Here is an 18,481-nt window from a genome sequence, read left to right as displayed (position 1 = left end):
TTTGTCTTCTATTTCACCACATATTGGTATTCTCAATGATCTTTGATACTTTTACTCAAAAATACCTATAAATTTTGTGGAGAAAGTTATGAAGTGTCACCGCGTCAACGAACTGATCGAGCTCATTCACCCTGAATGGCAAAAAGATTCCGACCTCAATCTGCTTGAATTCCTAGTTAAGCTCGCTAAAGAAGCTGGCTATGAAGGCAAACTCGAAGAGCTAACTGATGATGTACTTATCTATCATCTAAAGATGCGTAACAGCAAAAAAGACGAGATGATCCCGGGTCTTGCCAAAGACCAAGAAGATGATTTCAAGACTGCGTTGCTCAAGGCTCGCGGTATCATCAAATAACCATGAGTTATAAAAACGACCCTTTATAGGGTCGTTTTTTCTATGACCGCTCGCTCATTTTGTTGTTAAAGGTTGATAGCCTTAAAGAAATGAAATTGTTATCAAGGTTATAATCCTTGGGTTTTCATACTGCGTACTGAATAGCACTGCCAAATAATGTGGCATGGCACAGTACACAGTTACTGCAATGTCGGAAAAGATAGAGTGTGTACGAAACGCACCGTCAGCCCAAGAAGGACACTCAACAATGAGTCAGGACAAAATCGACGTAAAGGATGTGACGCCTAAAACGTTCAACCCCAAAACCCACAAAGGCAACGGCGACAGATTCAACCCAAGCAACCGAATCTATGTTCGAGAGAGTAAAGGTACCTTTCAGAAATTAAGACGCTATGGCGGCTGGTTCCTACTGGTGTTATTTGCCCTGGTGCCATGGATACCTTATGGCGAGAGACAAGCGGTACTGCTCGATATCGGTAATCAGCAGTTTAACTTTTTTGGTACCACCCTTTATCCGCAAGATCTCACCCTACTTGCGCTGCTATTTATGGTCGCCGCGTTTGGTCTATTCTTTATCACCACCTTTTTAGGTCGCGTATGGTGTGGCTACTTATGCCCACAAACCGTTTGGACCTTTATGTACATCTGGTTTGAAGAAAAGCTCGAAGGCAGTGCCAACAAGCGCCGCAAGCAAGATAGCGGCAAGCTCACGGGTAACCTCATCGCACGCAAAGGCCTCAAGCACGCAGCTTGGATAGCGATTGCCCTTGCCACAGGCTTTACCTTTACCGGCTACTTTGTACCCATTGGTCCACTGGTCAGCGACTTCTTCACCTTCAACGCCAGCTTTTGGCCTGTGTTCTGGGTCGTATTCTTTGCCGCATGTACTTACGCCAATGCAGGCTGGATGCGCTCGATCATGTGTATCCACATGTGCCCGTATGCTCGCTTCCAGTCGGCAATGTTCGACAAAGACACCTTCATCGTCGGTTACAACACTAAGCGCGGTGAAAAGCGGGGGCCTCGCTCTCGCAAGGCGGATCCGAAACAGCTTGGATTGGGTGACTGTATCGACTGCGATCTCTGCGTGCAGGTCTGCCCAACAGGCATCGATATTCGCGACGGTCTGCAATACGAATGTATTAACTGCGGCGCTTGTATCGATGCCTGTGACAAAACCATGGATCGCATGGGTTACGACAAGGGACTGATCAGCTACACCACCGAGCACCGCTTATCGGGCAAACACACTAAGGTAATGCGACCAAAGCTACTCGGTTACGGCGCGGTACTGCTGGTCATGATTGCCTTGTTCTTTGTTCAAGTATCGGCGGTCGACCCTGCAGGTCTCAGTGTACTGCGCGATCGCAATCAGTTATTCCGAGTAAACAGTGATGGCTTAGTTGAGAATACCTACACCCTAAAAGTCATCAATAAAACCCAGCAAGAGCAACAGTACACGTTAAGTGTTTCTGGTATAAAAGATGCAACTTGGTATGGCAGACAAACCATTACCGTTGAACCGGGTGAAGTGTATAACCTGCCAATGAGCCTTGGCGCCGATCCGGATGCGCTAAGTTCACCTGTCTCGACAATTCAGTTTATACTGAGTGACAGCAACGACTTCTCCGTACAAGTGGAAAGTCGATTTATCAAAAAGCTCTAGCTCTCTAGCAGCAACCAATAATAGGAAAGGGCTCGGCAACGAGCCCTTTTATCATCACGATGACAGATACTGCGTTTAACTTTGACGCCCTCACTCCCGATTTCATGTGGTACGCCCTTGAAAGCATTGGTGTCAGAGCCGAATCCGGCTTACTTCCTCTCAACAGCTATGAAAACCGTGTGTATCAGTTCACCGATGAAGAGCGTAAACGCTACGTGGTTAAGTTCTATCGCCCTCAGCGTTGGAGCCAAGCTCAAATCCAAGAAGAACATGATTATGCTCATGAGCTGCTGGAGCACGAAGTCCCTGTCTCTGCGCCATTAATAATCAACGGCCAGAGCATTCATGAATATCAAGGCTATCTGTTTACCCTGTTTGCTAGCGAAGGCGGCAGGCAGTTTGAGGTGGATAACCTTGAGCAAATTGAGTGGGTAGGACGCTTCCTAGGTCGCATCCATAAAGTCGGCGCCAGCAAGCCTTTTGAGCATCGCCCAACGATAGGACTGGAAGAATACCTGTATCAGCCTCGTAAGTTACTGCAAAACTCTAGCTTTATTCCCTCTCATCTAGAAAATGCCTTCTTTAGTGACTTGGATATGCTGATCGGTCAAATTGAAACTCACTGGCAACCAGCTGAGACCATTAGACTGCATGGCGATTGCCATCCAGGTAATATCTTATGGCGCGATGGTCCGCTGTTTGTCGATCTTGACGATTCGCGCAACGGCCCGGCAATTCAAGATCTATGGATGCTGCTCAACGGCGATCGTCAAGACAAACTGATGCAGCTCGACGTGTTATTGGAGGGCTATCAAGAATTCAGTGAACTGCCAAGCAGTCAATTGAAACTTATTGAACCATTGCGCGGTCTACGTATGGTGCACTACATGGCATGGCTCGCCAAACGATGGCACGATCCGGCTTTCCCGCTAGCGTTTCCTTGGTTTAATGATGCGAAATACTGGGAAGGTCAGGTACTTGGTTTTAAAGAGCAAATTGCCGCTCTTAACGAAAAGCCACTTTCATTGCAACCGCAGTGGTGACAAACTAGTCGAAATCCATCAATAGGATTTTGAGTTTTACACATGGAGAAAATAATGAAAAAAATCATCGCACTTTTTGCGACGCTACTCGTCAGCCTCAGCGTCAGTGCCGCTCAGTTTGAAGAAGGTAAACACTACAAAGTGTTGGAATTGGAAAAGTCCTCGAAGCCAATCGTGACTGAGTTCTTCTCATTCTACTGCCCTCACTGTAACAGCTTTGAACCTATCATTGCCCAGCTGAAAAAGAAGATCCCTGCTGATGCTAAGTTCCAGAAGAACCATGTTTCGTTTATGGGTGGCTCAATGGGTCTTTCGATGAGTAAAGCCTACGCGACGATGATTGCATTGAAGGTTGAAGACAAGATGACGCCTGTGATGTTTAACCGCATTCACAACCTACAGAAGCCACCTAAGAATGATGAAGAACTGCGCCAAATCTTCCTTGATGAGGGCGTGGATGCTAAGAAGTTCGATTCTGCTTTCAACGGCTTTGCTGTTGATTCCATGGTTCGTCGGTTTGATAAGCAATTTAAAGATAGCGGCCTAACGGGTGTTCCTGCGGTTATCGTTAACAACAAGTACCTAGTTGAAGCGGGTGGCATTACCTCTCTCGATGAGTACTTTGAGTTGGTTAACTTCCTACTGAAAAAGTAATCCAACCCAAAAGCGAAAAACCGAGCCATGAGTAATATCAGGCTCGGTTTTTTTATTTGCGGTGAATCTCTTTTAACACATCATCTTTTTGCTGCCAGACATCCCCAAGCCATTGCTGGAAACAACGCTTATAAGGCTTGTCGTTGAAATAATCTCCCGATACGTTTTCATCAATGGGCAACGTACGCACTTTTACCACTATCTTGGTCATGTTACCCATTAACGCCGCTTTAAAAGGCTCTACTCTATTTTCTGGGTAGGCCAAGGTGACATCGACAATGCTATCAAACTGCTCACCCATCGCGGCCAACGTATACGCGATACCGCCTGACTTAGGTTGTAGCAAGTGCTGATAACCCGCCTTGCTTCGCTTTTGCTTCTCTGTGGTAAAGCGCGTGCCTTCTACGTAGTTCACCACCGTTGTTGGCATATCTTTAAATTTGGCACAAGAGCGACGTGTGGTTTCTAAGTCTTGGCCACGTTTTTCTGGATGCTTTATTAAATATTCACGGGAGTAGCGCTTCATAAATGGCATGTTGAGCGCCCAGCACGCCATACCGACAAAAGGAACATACAAAAGTTGCTGCTTAAGAAAGAACTTAGGCATAGGAATGCGATCTTTAAAGACGCTACACAGCACGACGATATCCGTCCAACTCAGGTGATTGCAGATCATTAAATACCAGCCATCTTTTCGCAGCGCTTCAATGCCTTCTATTTCCCATTCAAGCTTAGGGTTTATCAATCGAAGTATCCCATGATTAATCGTTGCCCATAGCCACATAAATTTATTCGCAAGCGCGGTACACAATGCCTGAATAGGCTTAAACGGCAGCACCAGCTTGATCAGCCCAAAACCTAGAATGGGGATCGAACAAAATGCGGTATTGAGGATGACGAGCGACGAACTCATTACAAAAATTAGGTATCCAAGCATATCTAATGTTCTATGAAGTATTTGTAACAGTTTTATGGCGGTTAATTGTACAAGGAGAGACGCCTTGCGCAAAGATTAATTAATTGGTCTGATTTGTGTTGTAACTTGCAAAAAACAAACTTATTGTGAACCAATAACATAACATAAACATATAATTACAACCGTTACCTCAATAATCAGAATGTAATAAGGAATCGTTATGAAAAGGGCATGGAGTGTCTTAGCAGTGTCACTGAGTGTTGTCTCTTATAGTGCTGTAGCTAAATTAGGAGAAAGTAATGGCTTTAGTGGTGAAATCGCACTAAACGCCGCTTACGCGAGCAAAACGTCAAACCTTAGCAACACCGACGATGAATTTCGAACCTATACCGGTGAGGCGCAAGAGAACAGCAGCGCCTTAGTTCTGCCACTGGGTAACGTTCAATACACCTGGGGTTCACGTTCCAACCACCAAGTTTTCTTAGGTACCTCTCGAGCCGACGTTGCTGTGGGTACACTGGCGCTTGAAACCGGCTACCGCTATCAGTTTCAAGATGGAACTAAGTGGAGCCTAGCGATTTTGCCAACCATTCTTGAAGGTGAGGTATGGCGTGATCCTTACCTTGAAAATCAAGCTAGAAGCACTACCAACGAGAAAGGCACAGCCTATCGTATGCAGATCGATAATATCGCTGGCTCACTGTTTAGCCTCGACCTTGCTTATGGAAAGCGTGAGTTGGACACTGAACTATCTGGCTCTGGCGCGAACTTAACCGCAGCGCAAATGGCGACACTCGACAGAAACGCCGATGTTTTCTACGGCAAATTCAAAATGATGCTGCCAGTCAACAAAGGGGTTTTACTGTTCCCTGCGCTCATTTACACCCAACAAGATGCTAATGGCAGCGCGATGAAGAGCAACACCTATGGTGCAGAAATTTCATCATTTGTCTCCGCTGGCAATCACCAATTCGCTTTCACCGTGACTTATCTCAACCGTAAATACGATGGCGCCAATCCAGTGTTTGACAACATCACTCGTAAAGATGATGAGTGGAAAGCGTTTTTAGCTTATGAGTATCCGGGCATCTTCTATGCAGACAACCTCTCTTTGGTCGCATTTGGTGGTGTGAACAACAGCAGCTCTAACATCGCCTTCTATGATGAGAAGGATTGGATCACCTCTGTAGGTCTAAATTGGGAGTTCTAATAGAACCCGACGCTAAGCATTGAAACTATCAATACATGGCTTAACAAAACATGTTGTTAAGCCATTTTTTGTCATTAAAGTATCCGCATAAAATATAGGTGTTTGGATTAAGCACTCTAATGAGCCTACTGACGGATATTGTATGACCACGTTTAAGCCCCTCGTTTCCACAGCCCTGTTGACTGTTATTAGCCAATCCGCCATCGCAGCATTGGCGCCAGAATCCGGCTTTAGTGGCGAGATCTCTATCAGTAATGCGCAGATCGGTGACAAATCCAACTTCGTCGCCAGTTCTGATCCGAAAATCAGCAGTGCCGAAGAGGCCTATGATGAATTCTGGATGCCGCTAGGCATGGTCAAATACACCTATGGTGCGAAGCGAGATAAAGAATGGTTTATCGGCACATCGCGCAATGACATAGCGGTCGGCACCTTTGTACTCGAAGGTGGATATCGTCAGCAGCTAGAAGATGGTTCCATTTGGAGTGTCTCCTACCTTCCAACCGTCATTGGAGAGCCTATCTGGAAAAACCCCTACGTCGGTGCTGACCAGCTTGAAGAGACTGAGGCCAAAGGCGAAGCTTACCGTCTACAGATCGAGAATATTGCTGGCTCATTGTTCACGCTCGATATGGCGTACGGCAACCGCGAGGTGACTGGTGAAAGCTCTGCGACCAACCTCAACAGTAACCTGTCTAACCAGTACGACAGAAACAGCGATATGTATTACGCCAAAGGTTCCTACACCCTTGCGATGAGTGATGCTTGGACATTGTTTCCTTCACTCATTTACTTGCTTGATGACGCCAAAGGTGAAGCGATGAATAACCAAGGTGCCGGCGGTGAGCTAACCGCTCTGTATGCTCATAAAAAACATAGTATTGCGGCAACCATGAGCTACATGAATCATGAGTATCGTGGCCAAAACGCCATCTTCGAACAGTCAGGCCGTATTGATGACAAGTACAGTGCATTCCTCGCCTATGAGTACCTTGCACTGGAATCTTTGTCGCTTGTCTCACTTTCAGGCTACAACGCGACAGACTCCTCTATCGCATTCTACGACTCCGCTGACTGGATAACTTCTATCGGCGTGAACTTCACCTTCTAACTACACCGCTTGCGCGGTGAGCTGCTTGAGTAGCCGATCCATGGCGCGATAACCAAGCGCTTCTGCAATATGAGCTCGCTGTATAGAGGGCTCATTGGCAAGGTCGGCAATCGTTCGTGCGACTTTAATGATGCGGTGATAAGCACGAATCGACAAGCCAAGTCGATGTAAGGCATTTTCTAAAAACTCAGCATCGGCTTTTTCTAAGCGGCAGTAATTCTCTATTTCGCGGCTTTGCAACAAGGCATTCACTTTGCCGCTGCGCAATAACATCGTCTCTCTTGCAACCAACACACGCTGCTTCACGGTTTGCGTCGTTTCTCCTCGATCTCCGCCTTCAGCTAAGGTGCCTTTGGGCAGTGAGGGGATCTCTATAGACATATCAAATCGGTCGAGTAGCGGCCCAGATAAACGACTCAAATAGCGCAGGATAAGCTGCGGGTTGGTTCTGGAGTGATTGCCCTCGTAATAACCTGTTGGGCTTGGATTTAACGCACCAACCAATTGAAAACGAGCTGGAAAGCGGGTTTTTCCTTGCGCGCGAGAAATAATGATCTCACCAGACTCCAATGGCTCGCGCAGTGAGTCTAGTGCTTTGCGCTCGAATTCCGGCATCTCATCTAAGAACAGCAATCCGTTGTGCGCCAGAGAGATTTCTCCCGGTCTAGGAATAGAACCGCCACCCACGAGTGCAGCCATTGAGCTTGAATGATGGGGCGCGCGAAAGGGTCTGGTTTTCCAATTGCTCTCATTAATTTCTTGTTGAGTGAGTGAGGCCACCGAGGCCGTTTCCATGGCTTCATCTTCGCTCATCTCAGGTAACAAATCACAAAGTCGAGAGGCCAACATAGTTTTCCCTGTGCCAGGCGGACCGAGAAAAAGTAAATTGTGATTACCGGCCGCCGCGATTTCCAGCGCCCTCTTTCCTTGCTGCTGTCCAATAATATCTTGCAGGTCTCGGCCCTTTTTCGCGACTTGAACAACGGGCTTGCTGGTCACCAATGAAAGAGTCTGCTGCCCCATTAAGTAACTGCACACATCCAACAATGAGGACGCTGACTTGTGGTTATCTTTACCAACCAAGGCAGCTTGATCGCCATTATCTTCAGGTACTAACAAGCAGCGCTGCGCTTTATTGGCTGCAAGTGCGGCAGGCAATACGCCTTTCACTGATCTAAGTTCCCCTGACAATGCCAACTCTCCAACAAATTCATGCACCAGAAGTTTATCGTGAGGCAGTTGATCGGAGGCCGCCAGTATTCCCAACGCTATCGGCAAATCAAAGCGGCCGCCTTCTTTGGGGAGATCGGCGGGGGCGAGATTGACTGTGATTCGTTTGGCGGGAAATTCGAACCGAGAATTGATGATCGCACTACGAACTCTATCCTTAGATTCTTTGACTGTCGTCTCGGGAAGTCCGACGAGCGTAAAGCCTGGCATGCCATTGCTGATGTGCACTTCCACTGTCACTAGAGGTGCCTCCACACCAACACTGGCACGGCTGTAAATAATAGATAATCCCATAAAATCCCTTTTTTATTCCGACTTCTCTTTGCTCAACGGTTAAAAGTCAGATTTTTATACATACCTTATGTTATATCTCAACATTTAATGCTGAGTAAATGTGACAAAAGTATGATTTTTTGCTTGTCAGCTAACAGAAATTTGTGATACCACTAGGGACGCAAACATTTTCGTTAGACACAACGCAACGATTTATAAACAAGATAATGACTTTTAACGCACACTCTCACACTCTGATTAGCCTGATTATTGTGGTCCTGATTGGTACCGCACGGGGGCATGTGGGCGTTAAATAGCCACAAGATTTTAAAAACCCCCGCACTGAAAAGTCCGGGGGTTTTTTTACAAACTCATAATAGTAATTTGATAGTGATCACTCATTGAAAGCCCACAGGCTGAGATGACAGGAAGAAATGGAGCACAACATGTGCAAGCGAACGACAAATCGTCACGATAAGCGTGGCACTCAAGGAGGCTATAATGACAGGTGCTGAATTAGTTGTAGCCGCATTGAAGCAGCAAGGTATCGAGACCGTGTTTGGTTATCCTGGTGGAGCCATCATGCCCATCTACGATGCTTTGTATGACGGTGGTGTGGAACATATCCTTTGCCGACACGAACAAGGCGCTGCAATGGCAGCCATCGGAATGGCAAGAGCCACCAAAGATGTTGCTGTTTGTATGGCAACCTCAGGCCCTGGAGCCACCAACCTTGTTACCGGTCTTGCTGACGCTTTCCTCGATTCTATCCCTCTCGTTGCTATCACTGGCCAAGTTGCTAGTTCACATATCGGTACTGATGCCTTCCAAGAAATGGATGTGATCGGTATGTCACTCTCGTGTACCAAACACAGCTACCTCGTGACCGACATCAACGAACTCGCTCCCACTCTAGCCGAAGCATTTGAAGTTGCTAAAGCAGGCAGACCTGGCCCTGTCATCGTTGATATCGCTAAAGATGTCCAACTTGCTAATGCTCCGGTGGATGAGCTGCCTACATTTACACCGCCTGCAATTCCTGTTGCCGATGAGCAACAAGTTAAACGCGCGCAGCAGTTGCTTGATGAAAGCTCTCGCCCTGTACTGTATGTCGGTGGTGGTGTACAGCTAGCAGATGCGACTGAATCCGTTCGCGAGTTCCTGCGCATCAACCCTATGCCAAGTGTCAGCACACTAAAAGGTCTTGGCACGATTGACCGACACGACCCTCACTATCTCGGCATGCTGGGTATGCACGGCACCAAAGCCGCGAACTTGGTAGTGCAAGAGTGTGACCTACTCATCGTGGTCGGTGCACGCTTTGACGACCGTGTGACTGGTAAACTGGATACCTTCGCGCCACACGCAAAGGTGATTCACATCGATATCGATGCAGCAGAATTCAACAAACTGCGTGAAGCGCATGCAGCGCTGCGTGGTGACATCAATGTCATCTTGCCTCAGCTTGAACTATCAAAAGACATTAACGCTTGGGCACATCACAGTGAAAGCCTGCGCAGTGGCTTCAAGTGGCGCTACGACCACCCGGGCGATCTGATTTTTGCTCCACTGCTGTTAAAACAGCTTTCAGACATGATGCCGGAAAACTCCATCGTTTCGACCGATGTTGGCCAACACCAAATGTGGGCTGCTCAGCACATTCAGCCAAGACTGCCTGAGAACTTTATTACTTCAGCAGGTCTCGGCACCATGGGCTTTGGTCTGCCTGCCGCGATGGGCGCAGCAGTAGGACGTCCTGATGACCAATCCGTCCTGATCACGGGTGATGGTTCATTCATGATGAACGTTCAAGAACTCGGCACCCTAAAGCGTCGCCAAATCCCAGTGAAAATTGTGCTGTTAAATAACCAACGTCTTGGTATGGTAAGGCAGTGGCAGTCACTGTTCTTCGACGGCAGACATAGTGAGACGATTTTGGATGACAACCCAGATTTTGTCATGCTTGCTAAAGCTTTTGATATTCCAGGCAAGACCATCACTCGCAAAGAAGAAGTCGAGCCAGCGCTGAAAGAGATGCTGGAGTCTAAAACGTCTTACATGTTGCACGTGCTGATCGATGAAGAAGAAAACGTATGGCCTTTGGTTCCACCAGGTGCCTCAAATAGTGACATGTTGGAGAATACCTAATGGACAGATATCTACTAGACATCAAAGCCGATGACAAACCTGTCTTGCTTGAGCGCGTACTGCGCGTGATTCGCCACCGTGGCTTTATTATCAAACAAGTGGCTGCGACCCAAAACCATGAGAGTAAGGTTGCCAGCGTTGAGATCATTGTAGATAGCGATCGACCAATCACTACTTTGATCAACCAAATTGAGAAACTTTGGGACATCAGAACCGTTGAGGTCACAGAACTTAACAACAACGAACTGACCAATCACAACCTACAAGAACAGAACGCATAAGGAAGGAATTGCTAAATGGCTACTAAAACAGCAGATTTTATTTGGTTTAACGGTGAGATGGTTCCATGGGCAGAGGCGAACGTTCACGTCCTGACTCACGCAATGCACTATGGCACATCTGTTTTTGAAGGGGTTCGCTGTTACAACACGCCAAAAGGGCCTGTGGTATTTCGCCATCCTGAGCATGCTAAGCGTCTAAAAGATTCAGCAAAAATTTATCGCTTCCCTATTCCTTTCACTGAAGAAGAAATCATGGAAGCGACGCGTGAAACACTGCGTCAAAACAAGCTAGAGTCAGCGTATATTCGTCCTCTTGGTTTTGTTGGTAATGTCGGCCTAGGTGTTTGTCCACCAGAGGGCACCATCATGAATCTTATCATCGCGGCTTTCCCATGGGGCTCTTACCTAGGTGAAGAAGCGCTCGCAAACGGCGTTGATGCGATGATTTCTAGCTGGAACCGTGCGGCACCAAACACCATTCCAACGGCTGCTAAAGCCGGTGGTAACTACCTATCGTCACTATTGGTTGGTGGTGAAGCTCGTCGTCATGGTTATGATGAAGGCATCGCGCTAAGCGTTGACGGTTACCTATCAGAAGGCGCGGGCGAGAACATCTTCGTAATTAAAGACGGTGTTATCAGTACTCCACCTGCCACCAGCGCTATCCTTCCTGGTATTACCCGTGACTCTATCATGACGCTAGCAAAAGACATGGGCTATGAAGTGCGTGAAACAAACATTGCTCGTGAAGCACTTTACCTTGCTGATGAAGTGTTCATGACAGGTACCGCAGCAGAAATCGTTCCTGTACGCACTATCGATAAGATTGAGGTAGGCGAAGGCAAACGCGGTCCAATCACCAAAGTGATGCAAGACGCATACTTCGGCCTATTTAACGGCACCACGGAAGATAAGTGGGGCTGGTTGGACTACGTCTACCCTCAAGATAACCAGTAAGCACCAGGTAAATTTAAGGAAGTATTACAATGCCAAAATATCGTTCTGCCACCACAACTCATGGTCGCAATATGGCTGGTGCGCGTGCTCTATGGCGCGCTACTGGCGTTAAAGATGAAGACTTCGGTAAGCCTATCATTGCCGTTGTGAACTCGTTCACTCAGTTTGTTCCAGGTCACGTACACCTGAAAGATCTTGGTCAGCTCGTCGCACGTGAGATCGAAGAAGCGGGCGGCATCGCTAAAGAATTCAACACCATCGCCGTGGATGATGGTATCGCAATGGGTCACGGCGGCATGCTGTACTCACTGCCATCACGTGAACTCATCGCCGACTCGGTAGAGTACATGGTCAATGCGCACTGTGCCGATGCTATGGTGTGTATCTCAAACTGCGACAAGATCACTCCAGGAATGCTTATGGCCTCAATGCGCCTTAATATCCCAGTGATCTTTGTGTCTGGCGGTCCAATGGAAGCAGGTAAAACCAAGCTTTCTGATCAGATCATCAAACTTGATCTGGTTGATGCCATGATCCAAGGTGCCGATCCAACAGTTTCCGATGAGCAAAGTGAGCAAATCGAGCGCTCTGCATGCCCTACTTGTGGCTCTTGCTCTGGTATGTTTACCGCCAACTCAATGAACTGTCTGACTGAAGCGCTGGGTCTGTCTCAGCCAGGCAACGGTTCTCTGCTTGCGACGCACGCGGATCGTGAAGTGCTATTTAAGAACGCAGGTAAACGCATCGTTGAACTCACTAAGCGTTGCTACGAGCAAGATGATTCGTCAGCACTACCTCGAAACATTGCCAACAAAGATGCATTTGAGAACGCAATGGCGCTTGATATTGCCATGGGTGGCTCAACCAACACAGTACTTCACTTATTGGCTGCTGCTCAAGAAGGCGAAATCAATTTTGATATGGAAGATATCGACCAGATGTCTCGCCGCGTACCTAACCTTTGTAAAGTGGCACCATCGACACCTAAGTATCACATGGAAGACGTACACCGCGCTGGTGGTGTTATCGGCATCCTAGGTGAGCTTAATCGCGCTGGTCTGTTGAACAACCAAACAAAAACGGTACTTGGTCTGACAATGGAGGAGCAGTTGTCTCAATACGACATCATGCTGACGGATTCGGAAGAAGTAAAATCCTTCTACCGCGCAGGTCCTGCAGGTATTCGTACTACACAAGCCTTCTCACAAGATTGTCGCTGGGACACCCTCGATGACGACCGTGAAAATGGTTGTATCCGTACTAAAGAAAATGCTTACAGCCAAGACGGCGGTCTTGCGGTGCTAAAAGGTAACATCGCACTGGATGGCTGTATCGTTAAGACAGCTGGCGTGGATGAGAGCATCCTTAAGTTCCAAGGTTCTGCAGTTGTATTCGAAAGCCAAGAAGATGCGGTAGATGGCATCCTAGGCGGCAAAGTGAAAGCCGGTGATGTTGTGGTTATCCGCTACGAAGGTCCAAAAGGCGGTCCGGGCATGCAAGAAATGCTGTACCCAACCACTTACCTAAAATCCATGGGGCTAGGTAAAGAGTGTGCGCTACTGACTGACGGTCGCTTCTCTGGCGGTACATCGGGTCTGTCTATCGGTCACGCCTCTCCAGAAGCGGCCAATGGCGGTACGATTGGTTTGGTGAAAGATGGCGATATGATCAACATCGATATTCCAAATCGTGAGATCACGCTTGTGGTTTCTGAAGACGAGCTAGCGGCTCGCCGCGCAGAGCAAGACAAGCTAGGCTGGAAACCTGCGGATCGTGAACGTACTGTTTCTCTAGCATTGAAAGCTTACGCCAATCTAGCCACCAGCGCCGATAAAGGTGCGGTACGTGATAAGTCCAAACTCGAGGGCTAATCATGAATGACGTAGATAATCATCCCGTATCTGGCGCAGATTATCTGCGTCAGGTTCTCAGAGCACCTGTCTACGAAGTGGCGACGGTGTCGCCGCTTCAAGATATGCCAAGACTCGGCGCTCGCATCGGCAACCAAGTCCAAATCAAGCGTGAAGACAGACAGCCTGTACACTCATTCAAGCTGCGCGGTGCCTACAACATGGTGGCAAACCTCAGCGATGAGCAAAAGCGTGCGGGTGTGATTGCCGCTTCAGCGGGTAACCACGCTCAAGGCATGGCGCTGTCAGGCACTAAGCTCGGCATCAATACGACTATCGTGATGCCAAAAACCACACCAGATATCAAAGTTGAAGCCGTTCGCGGTTTTGGTGGCAACGTGGTACTTCACGGCAGCAACTTTGATGAGGCGAAAGCAGAAGCCGAGCGCCTCTCAAAAGAGCATGGCTATACCTTTGTTCCCCCTTTCGATCACCCTCTGGTGATTGCAGGACAAGGCACTATCGGTATGGAAATGCTGCAGCAAAATGGTCATCTAGATTACATCTTTGTCCCAGTGGGCGGTGGTGGTCTTGCTGCTGGTGTTGCCGTTCTGGTTAAGCAGCTGATGCCTGAAATCAAAGTGATTGCGGTAGAGCCTGAAGACTCGGCTTGCCTCAAGGCTGCATTAGATGCTGGTGAGCCAGTCATTCTCGACCAAGTAAGCATGTTTGCTGATGGTGTTGCGGTGAAGATCATCGGCAACGAGACCTTTAGGCTATGTCAACAGTACATCGATGGTCACATTACCGTATCTAGCGATGAGATCTGCTCCGCGGTAAAAGATATCTTTGAAGATACTCGTGCTATTGCCGAGCCATCTGGTGCGCTCGCATTGGCAGGCCTCAAGAAGTTTGCCGAAAAGCATCAGCTCAAAGACAAGCAACTGGGTACCGTACTCTCTGGTGCGAACACCAACTTCCATGGTCTACGCTATGTCTCTGAGCGCTGTGAACTGGGTGAGAAACGTGAGGGCTTACTCGCGGTAACTATCCCAGAGCGCCAAGGTGCTTTCTTTGAGTTCTGCAATATCATTGGCGGGCGTGCAGTTACTGAGTTTAACTACCGTTACAACGACGATGAACTTGCAAACATCTTTGTCGGTGTAAGACTGGTTGGCGGCCAAGATGAACTTGATGGCATAATCAACGATCTACGCACTGGTGGATATCCAGTTGCCGATCTCTCTGATGATGAGATGGCGAAACTGCATATTCGCTACATGATTGGCGGTAAGCCATCTAAACAGCTCAAAGAGCGCTTATACAGTTTTGAGTTCCCAGAATACCCTGGCGCCCTGCTTAAATTCTTGAGCACGCTTGGTACGCATTGGAACATCAGTCTGTTCAACTACCGCAATCACGGTGCCGATTACGGTCGCGTACTGTGTGGTTTTGAGCTTGAAGACAGCGATCTTAGCGAGTTCTCGACCCACCTTCGCGAGCTTGGCTATCAATGCAAAGATGAAACGGATAACCCGTCTTATAAGTTCTTCTTGTCCTAGTCTGACTAGTAAAAATCAACGGGAAGCCATCGCTTCCCGTTTTTTATGCTAACCAATCTCGATAAAGCTTACCTTCCTCACCAAGGTAGTCGAGTAACCACTCTAGTAACTTGTGGTTTTCATGCTTTCTCCAAACCATGCAGCATTCACTAGAAAGTTTGGCATCCGGAAGTACACGCTCAACCAACAAACCTTGCTCGATGAGAGGTCTCGCCATATGACTTGGCATGTAGCCTATTCCTACATCACTTTTCAGACACTCAATCGCAGTAAACCAATTCGGTAGCAACAATCGGCGCTGCTGCGGATAGTGTTCGGTATGGCGCTTAGGCAGCTCGCGTGAAGTGTCATCAATACAGATGGCAGGATATTGGCTTGCGATCGACTCATCCAATACATCCACAAGCGCGCAAGGATGAGTTGGCGACATCACCAGAGCCCAATCTAGGCTACCTATCTTTTTCACTCCGTACTCGCCACTCACTGGCACGGCGGATGTGGCGCCGATGACGATATCCGCGCGCTCTTGGGATATGGCCTCCCAAGCGCCATTGTAGACCTCCATATTGATCTGCAGCTCAGCAAACTCAAACTCGCGATAGAAGTCTTCAATGAGCTCTGAGAGTTTATCTACCTTTACGATATTATCTAAGGTCAGCTTTAAGCTACTTTGCCAGCCTTGTGCTGTACGGCGAGTTTGATGAGTAAGCTCATCCATACGACGCAACATCTGTCGAGCTTCCAATATGAACACTTCCCCGGCTGGCGTCAGTTCGACTTTGCGTGGCAAACGAGTAAAGAGCTGTACACCAAGCTCTTGCTCTATCTGGCGCACACTATAGCTAATCGCAGAAGGGACTTTATGCAGCACTTGCGCTGCCGCGCTGAAGCTCCCCAGATGCGCAACCACATCGAGCATTTCTAGTGAAGAACGTGAGTACATAACTAGCTTTCAAAAATTTTGATTAATAACCACAAAATATAGCGTTTTATTTTTCTTTTTTCCAAAAATAGAATACCCGTCATCAGCAGTATGGGCTGGCGCCAAACCATTCCTGTGAAAATATTTCAAGGAATAACAATGAAAATCTCTAAACTTCAACTTATCTACTTATCCGCACTGTCGATGTTGGGCTTTATTGCCACGGATATGTACTTGCCTGCGTTTAAACTTATTGAGCAGGACTTTGCTACTGGACCAGAGCAGATCGCGCTATCGCTGACGGTATTTCTCGTCGGTATGGGTCTGGGTCAATTTGTATGGGGACTGGCCAGCGATCGCTTTGGTCATCGCAAAACACTGTTTGCTGGACTGACCATCTTTACTATCGCGTCATTTGGTCTGGCTTGGAGTGAGCAAGTATGGCAACTGCTATCACTGCGTCTGCTGCAAGCAATTGGTGTCTGTGCACCGGCGGTAATCTGGCAGTCTATGGTTATTGATAAATTTGATAAGAAAACCAGCCAACAGATTTTTGCCACCATCATGCCGCTAGTTGCGTTATCTCCAGCGCTTGCACCACAACTTGGTGTATTGCTAACTGAAATGTGGGGATGGCACAGTATTTTTGTGGTTCTTGCGATCACAGGTGCACTGCTTGCAATGATCACTTTATCACTTAAAGATCAGCCAAAATCTATCGAGAAACGATCGTCAATTAGCGCCGATCTTAAGAGTCTGTTTGGATCGAGAGAGTACATGGGCAATGTGATCATGTACGGTGTAGCATCAGCGGCATTTTTTGCGTACCTAACCGGTATGCCAGAAATCATGAGCCAACTTGGTTACTCGGCAAAAGACATTGGCCTTAGCTTTATCCCACAAACCGTGGCGTTTATGGTGGGTGGCTACGCGGGTAAAAAACTGGTGGCAAAACTCGGTGATGATGCCGTACTCAAGCAGCTTCTTGGTTTAGAAACGGTGGCTATTTTGATGGTGTTTGTAGCCTGTCAGTGGGAGCTCAGCAGCGTATGGCCAATCCTATTGCCATTCTGTCTACTGGCGGTTGCTAACGGTGCCCTCTACCCAATCGTGGTGAACCGTGCACTATCAAGTGCTGCACACTGCTCAGCAACGGCTGCAGGTCTGCAAAATAGCCTGCAGATAGGGGTAAGCAGTCTAGCCAGTGCCATTGTGGCTGCGTTTGCGGTTTTGGCGCAGTCTGCGGTTGGCTATGTGATTCTTGGCTGCTTAGCAGTAATGTGGATTGGCTATCTTATTGCCAACCCAGCGGTCACTGAGGAATTAACGATTCCAGATAACTCTCGCGTCGTTAGCGACGAATAGAGACAAAAAAGGGCAACCTTGCACAGTATGCGGGTTGCCCTTTCTAATTATCGACCGTACTTATTATCGACTGGACTTACAGACTTTTCAGTCCCCATTTCTCTGCAGTGGCATCAAAGAAGCCCTGAGTCTTCTTAAGCTCTACCCAGTGGTTCACGTAGTTAATCCATACTTGGTCTTTTTGCGGCAACAGCATAGAGATTGGCGTTGGCTTACGAGGCTCTTCTACTGGCACTATCGCTAGTTGCTTAAACTTGGTCACCAAGGTCGCAGCTTCCACATTTGAGGTCACCGAGACGTCAGCACGGCGCGCTAAAAGCTCTTGGAAATCACGGGCTGGTGCTTCAATGACAATATGTTCGGCTTCTGGGAAGAAATCTTTAACCATCTTCTCTTGCACCGTCCCTAGCGTCGCTGCAACCTTAACACCAGGCTTGTTGAAATCTGCCCAATCCGCGTACTTTTCAAGATCTTTCTTCTGTACCACAGGCACAAAAGCTAAGTAAAAATACGGCTGGCTGTATCCCGCGACCTTAGCGCGAGACATGTTAAGCGATGCGCTTCCCGTGATATCGTACTTGTTGGCAGTGATACCATTAACCAACGTTTTCCAATCGGTCGCGACATACTCAACCTTGACCCCAAGATCTTTGGCAAGCTCAGTAGTGACATCAATATCAAATCCACGATAAGAGTTAGTCGCCGGATCTTTCATGGTCATCGGGTTCCAATCCCCTGTGGTACCTACCCTAAGTACACCTGAGTCTAAGATCTTTTGTAGGCGACTGGTTTCTGCCGCTACCTGCCCAATAGAGAGAAAAGTAATAATAAAACCCAGAATCCACTTCTTCATTGAATAGTCCCTTAAATTATTAAACATTCGTGGTACATCCTTGATAACATAGCAGTAACAGATGGAAATTTCAGAGATTTTAGGG

General features: G+C 47.7%; 16 protein-coding genes. 12 read left to right on the top strand and 4 right to left on the bottom strand.

Annotated elements, in window-relative coordinates; all coding sequences use genetic code 11:
- Positions 1–88: 88 nt before the first annotated feature.
- The 4 genes from PG915_RS00925 to PG915_RS00910 all read left to right on the top strand — a co-directional run bounded on the left by PG915_RS00925 (position 89) and on the right by PG915_RS00910 (position 3,718).
- Complete coding sequence (locus PG915_RS00925; RefSeq protein WP_353497501.1) at positions 89–355, top strand: YihD family protein; 267 nt, start codon at positions 89–91, stop codon at positions 353–355.
- Between the two features lie 247 nt (positions 356–602).
- Positions 603–2,021, top strand: a complete 1,419-nt coding sequence (ccoG, locus tag PG915_RS00920; protein ID WP_353497500.1) for a cytochrome c oxidase accessory protein CcoG — start codon at positions 603–605, stop codon at positions 2,019–2,021.
- Between the two features lie 59 nt (positions 2,022–2,080).
- The gene (locus PG915_RS00915) at positions 2,081–3,064 is read left to right on the top strand and encodes a serine/threonine protein kinase (protein ID WP_353497499.1); all 984 of its coding nucleotides are present in this window, start codon (positions 2,081–2,083) and stop codon (positions 3,062–3,064) included.
- A 54-nt stretch (positions 3,065–3,118) separates the two neighbouring features.
- A complete protein-coding gene (locus PG915_RS00910) occupies positions 3,119–3,718 on the top strand; it encodes a thiol:disulfide interchange protein DsbA/DsbL (protein WP_353497498.1) in 600 nt (199 codons plus the stop codon).
- Between the two features lie 52 nt (positions 3,719–3,770).
- On the opposite strand, the gene PG915_RS00905 is transcribed toward PG915_RS00910, so the two are convergent.
- Entirely contained in the window at positions 3,771–4,655 is an 885-nt protein-coding gene (locus tag PG915_RS00905; RefSeq protein WP_353497497.1) for an acyltransferase, read from the bottom strand.
- Between the two features lie 199 nt (positions 4,656–4,854).
- Between PG915_RS00905 and PG915_RS00900 the strand changes: the two genes are divergently transcribed.
- The gene (locus PG915_RS00900) at positions 4,855–5,844 is read left to right on the top strand and encodes a DUF2860 family protein (protein ID WP_353497496.1); all 990 of its coding nucleotides are present in this window, start codon (positions 4,855–4,857) and stop codon (positions 5,842–5,844) included.
- Positions 5,845–5,986: 142 nt separating this feature from the next.
- Complete coding sequence (locus tag PG915_RS00895; RefSeq protein WP_353497495.1) at positions 5,987–6,955, top strand: DUF2860 family protein; 969 nt, start codon at positions 5,987–5,989, stop codon at positions 6,953–6,955.
- Here the strand turns inward: PG915_RS00895 and PG915_RS00890 are convergent, their stop codons facing one another.
- Entirely contained in the window at positions 6,956–8,479 is a 1,524-nt protein-coding gene (locus tag PG915_RS00890; protein ID WP_353497494.1) for a YifB family Mg chelatase-like AAA ATPase, read from the bottom strand.
- A 480-nt stretch (positions 8,480–8,959) separates the two neighbouring features.
- Between PG915_RS00890 and ilvG the strand changes: the two genes are divergently transcribed.
- The 5 genes from ilvG to ilvA are packed head-to-tail and all read left to right on the top strand — an operon-like array spanning position 8,960 to position 15,256.
- Entirely contained in the window at positions 8,960–10,606 is a 1,647-nt protein-coding gene (ilvG, locus tag PG915_RS00885) for an acetolactate synthase 2 catalytic subunit (protein WP_353497493.1), read from the top strand.
- The gene (gene ilvM, locus PG915_RS00880) at positions 10,606–10,887 is read left to right on the top strand and encodes an acetolactate synthase 2 small subunit (protein ID WP_353497492.1); all 282 of its coding nucleotides are present in this window, start codon (positions 10,606–10,608) and stop codon (positions 10,885–10,887) included. Before ilvG ends, ilvM begins: the two co-directional genes overlap by 1 nt.
- A 15-nt stretch (positions 10,888–10,902) precedes the next feature.
- The gene (locus PG915_RS00875) at positions 10,903–11,844 is read left to right on the top strand and encodes a branched-chain amino acid transaminase (RefSeq protein ID WP_353497491.1); all 942 of its coding nucleotides are present in this window, start codon (positions 10,903–10,905) and stop codon (positions 11,842–11,844) included.
- A 29-nt stretch (positions 11,845–11,873) separates the two neighbouring features.
- A complete protein-coding gene (gene ilvD, locus PG915_RS00870; protein WP_353497490.1) occupies positions 11,874–13,715 on the top strand; it encodes a dihydroxy-acid dehydratase in 1,842 nt (613 codons plus the stop codon).
- A gap of 2 nt (positions 13,716–13,717) precedes the next feature.
- Positions 13,718–15,256: a threonine ammonia-lyase, biosynthetic gene (gene ilvA / locus PG915_RS00865; RefSeq protein ID WP_353497489.1), complete on the top strand. Its 1,539-nt coding sequence runs from the start codon at positions 13,718–13,720 to the stop codon at positions 15,254–15,256.
- A 43-nt stretch (positions 15,257–15,299) separates the two neighbouring features.
- On the opposite strand, the gene punR is transcribed toward ilvA, so the two are convergent.
- On the bottom strand, positions 15,300–16,199 hold the full coding sequence (punR, locus tag PG915_RS00860) for a DNA-binding transcriptional activator PunR (protein ID WP_353497488.1): 900 nt from the start codon (positions 16,197–16,199) through the stop codon (positions 15,300–15,302).
- A 138-nt stretch (positions 16,200–16,337) separates the two neighbouring features.
- On the opposite strand from punR, the gene punC reads away from it, so the two are divergent.
- A complete protein-coding gene (punC, locus tag PG915_RS00855; RefSeq protein ID WP_353497487.1) occupies positions 16,338–17,543 on the top strand; it encodes a purine nucleoside transporter PunC in 1,206 nt (401 codons plus the stop codon).
- 76 nt (positions 17,544–17,619) lie between these two features.
- Here punC and PG915_RS00850 read toward each other — a convergent pair whose 3' ends face one another.
- The gene (locus tag PG915_RS00850; protein ID WP_353497486.1) at positions 17,620–18,396 is read right to left on the bottom strand and encodes a transporter substrate-binding domain-containing protein; all 777 of its coding nucleotides are present in this window, start codon (positions 18,394–18,396) and stop codon (positions 17,620–17,622) included.
- Between the last annotated feature and the right edge of the window lie 85 nt (positions 18,397–18,481).

The sequence above is a fragment of the Vibrio sp. CB1-14 genome (assembly GCF_040412085.2).
In the GTDB taxonomy this organism is placed as follows: domain Bacteria; phylum Pseudomonadota; class Gammaproteobacteria; order Enterobacterales; family Vibrionaceae; genus Vibrio; species Vibrio chaetopteri.
Note: the sequence above shows the minus strand (reverse complement) of the source record. Positions and strands in the feature narration are given on the sequence as shown.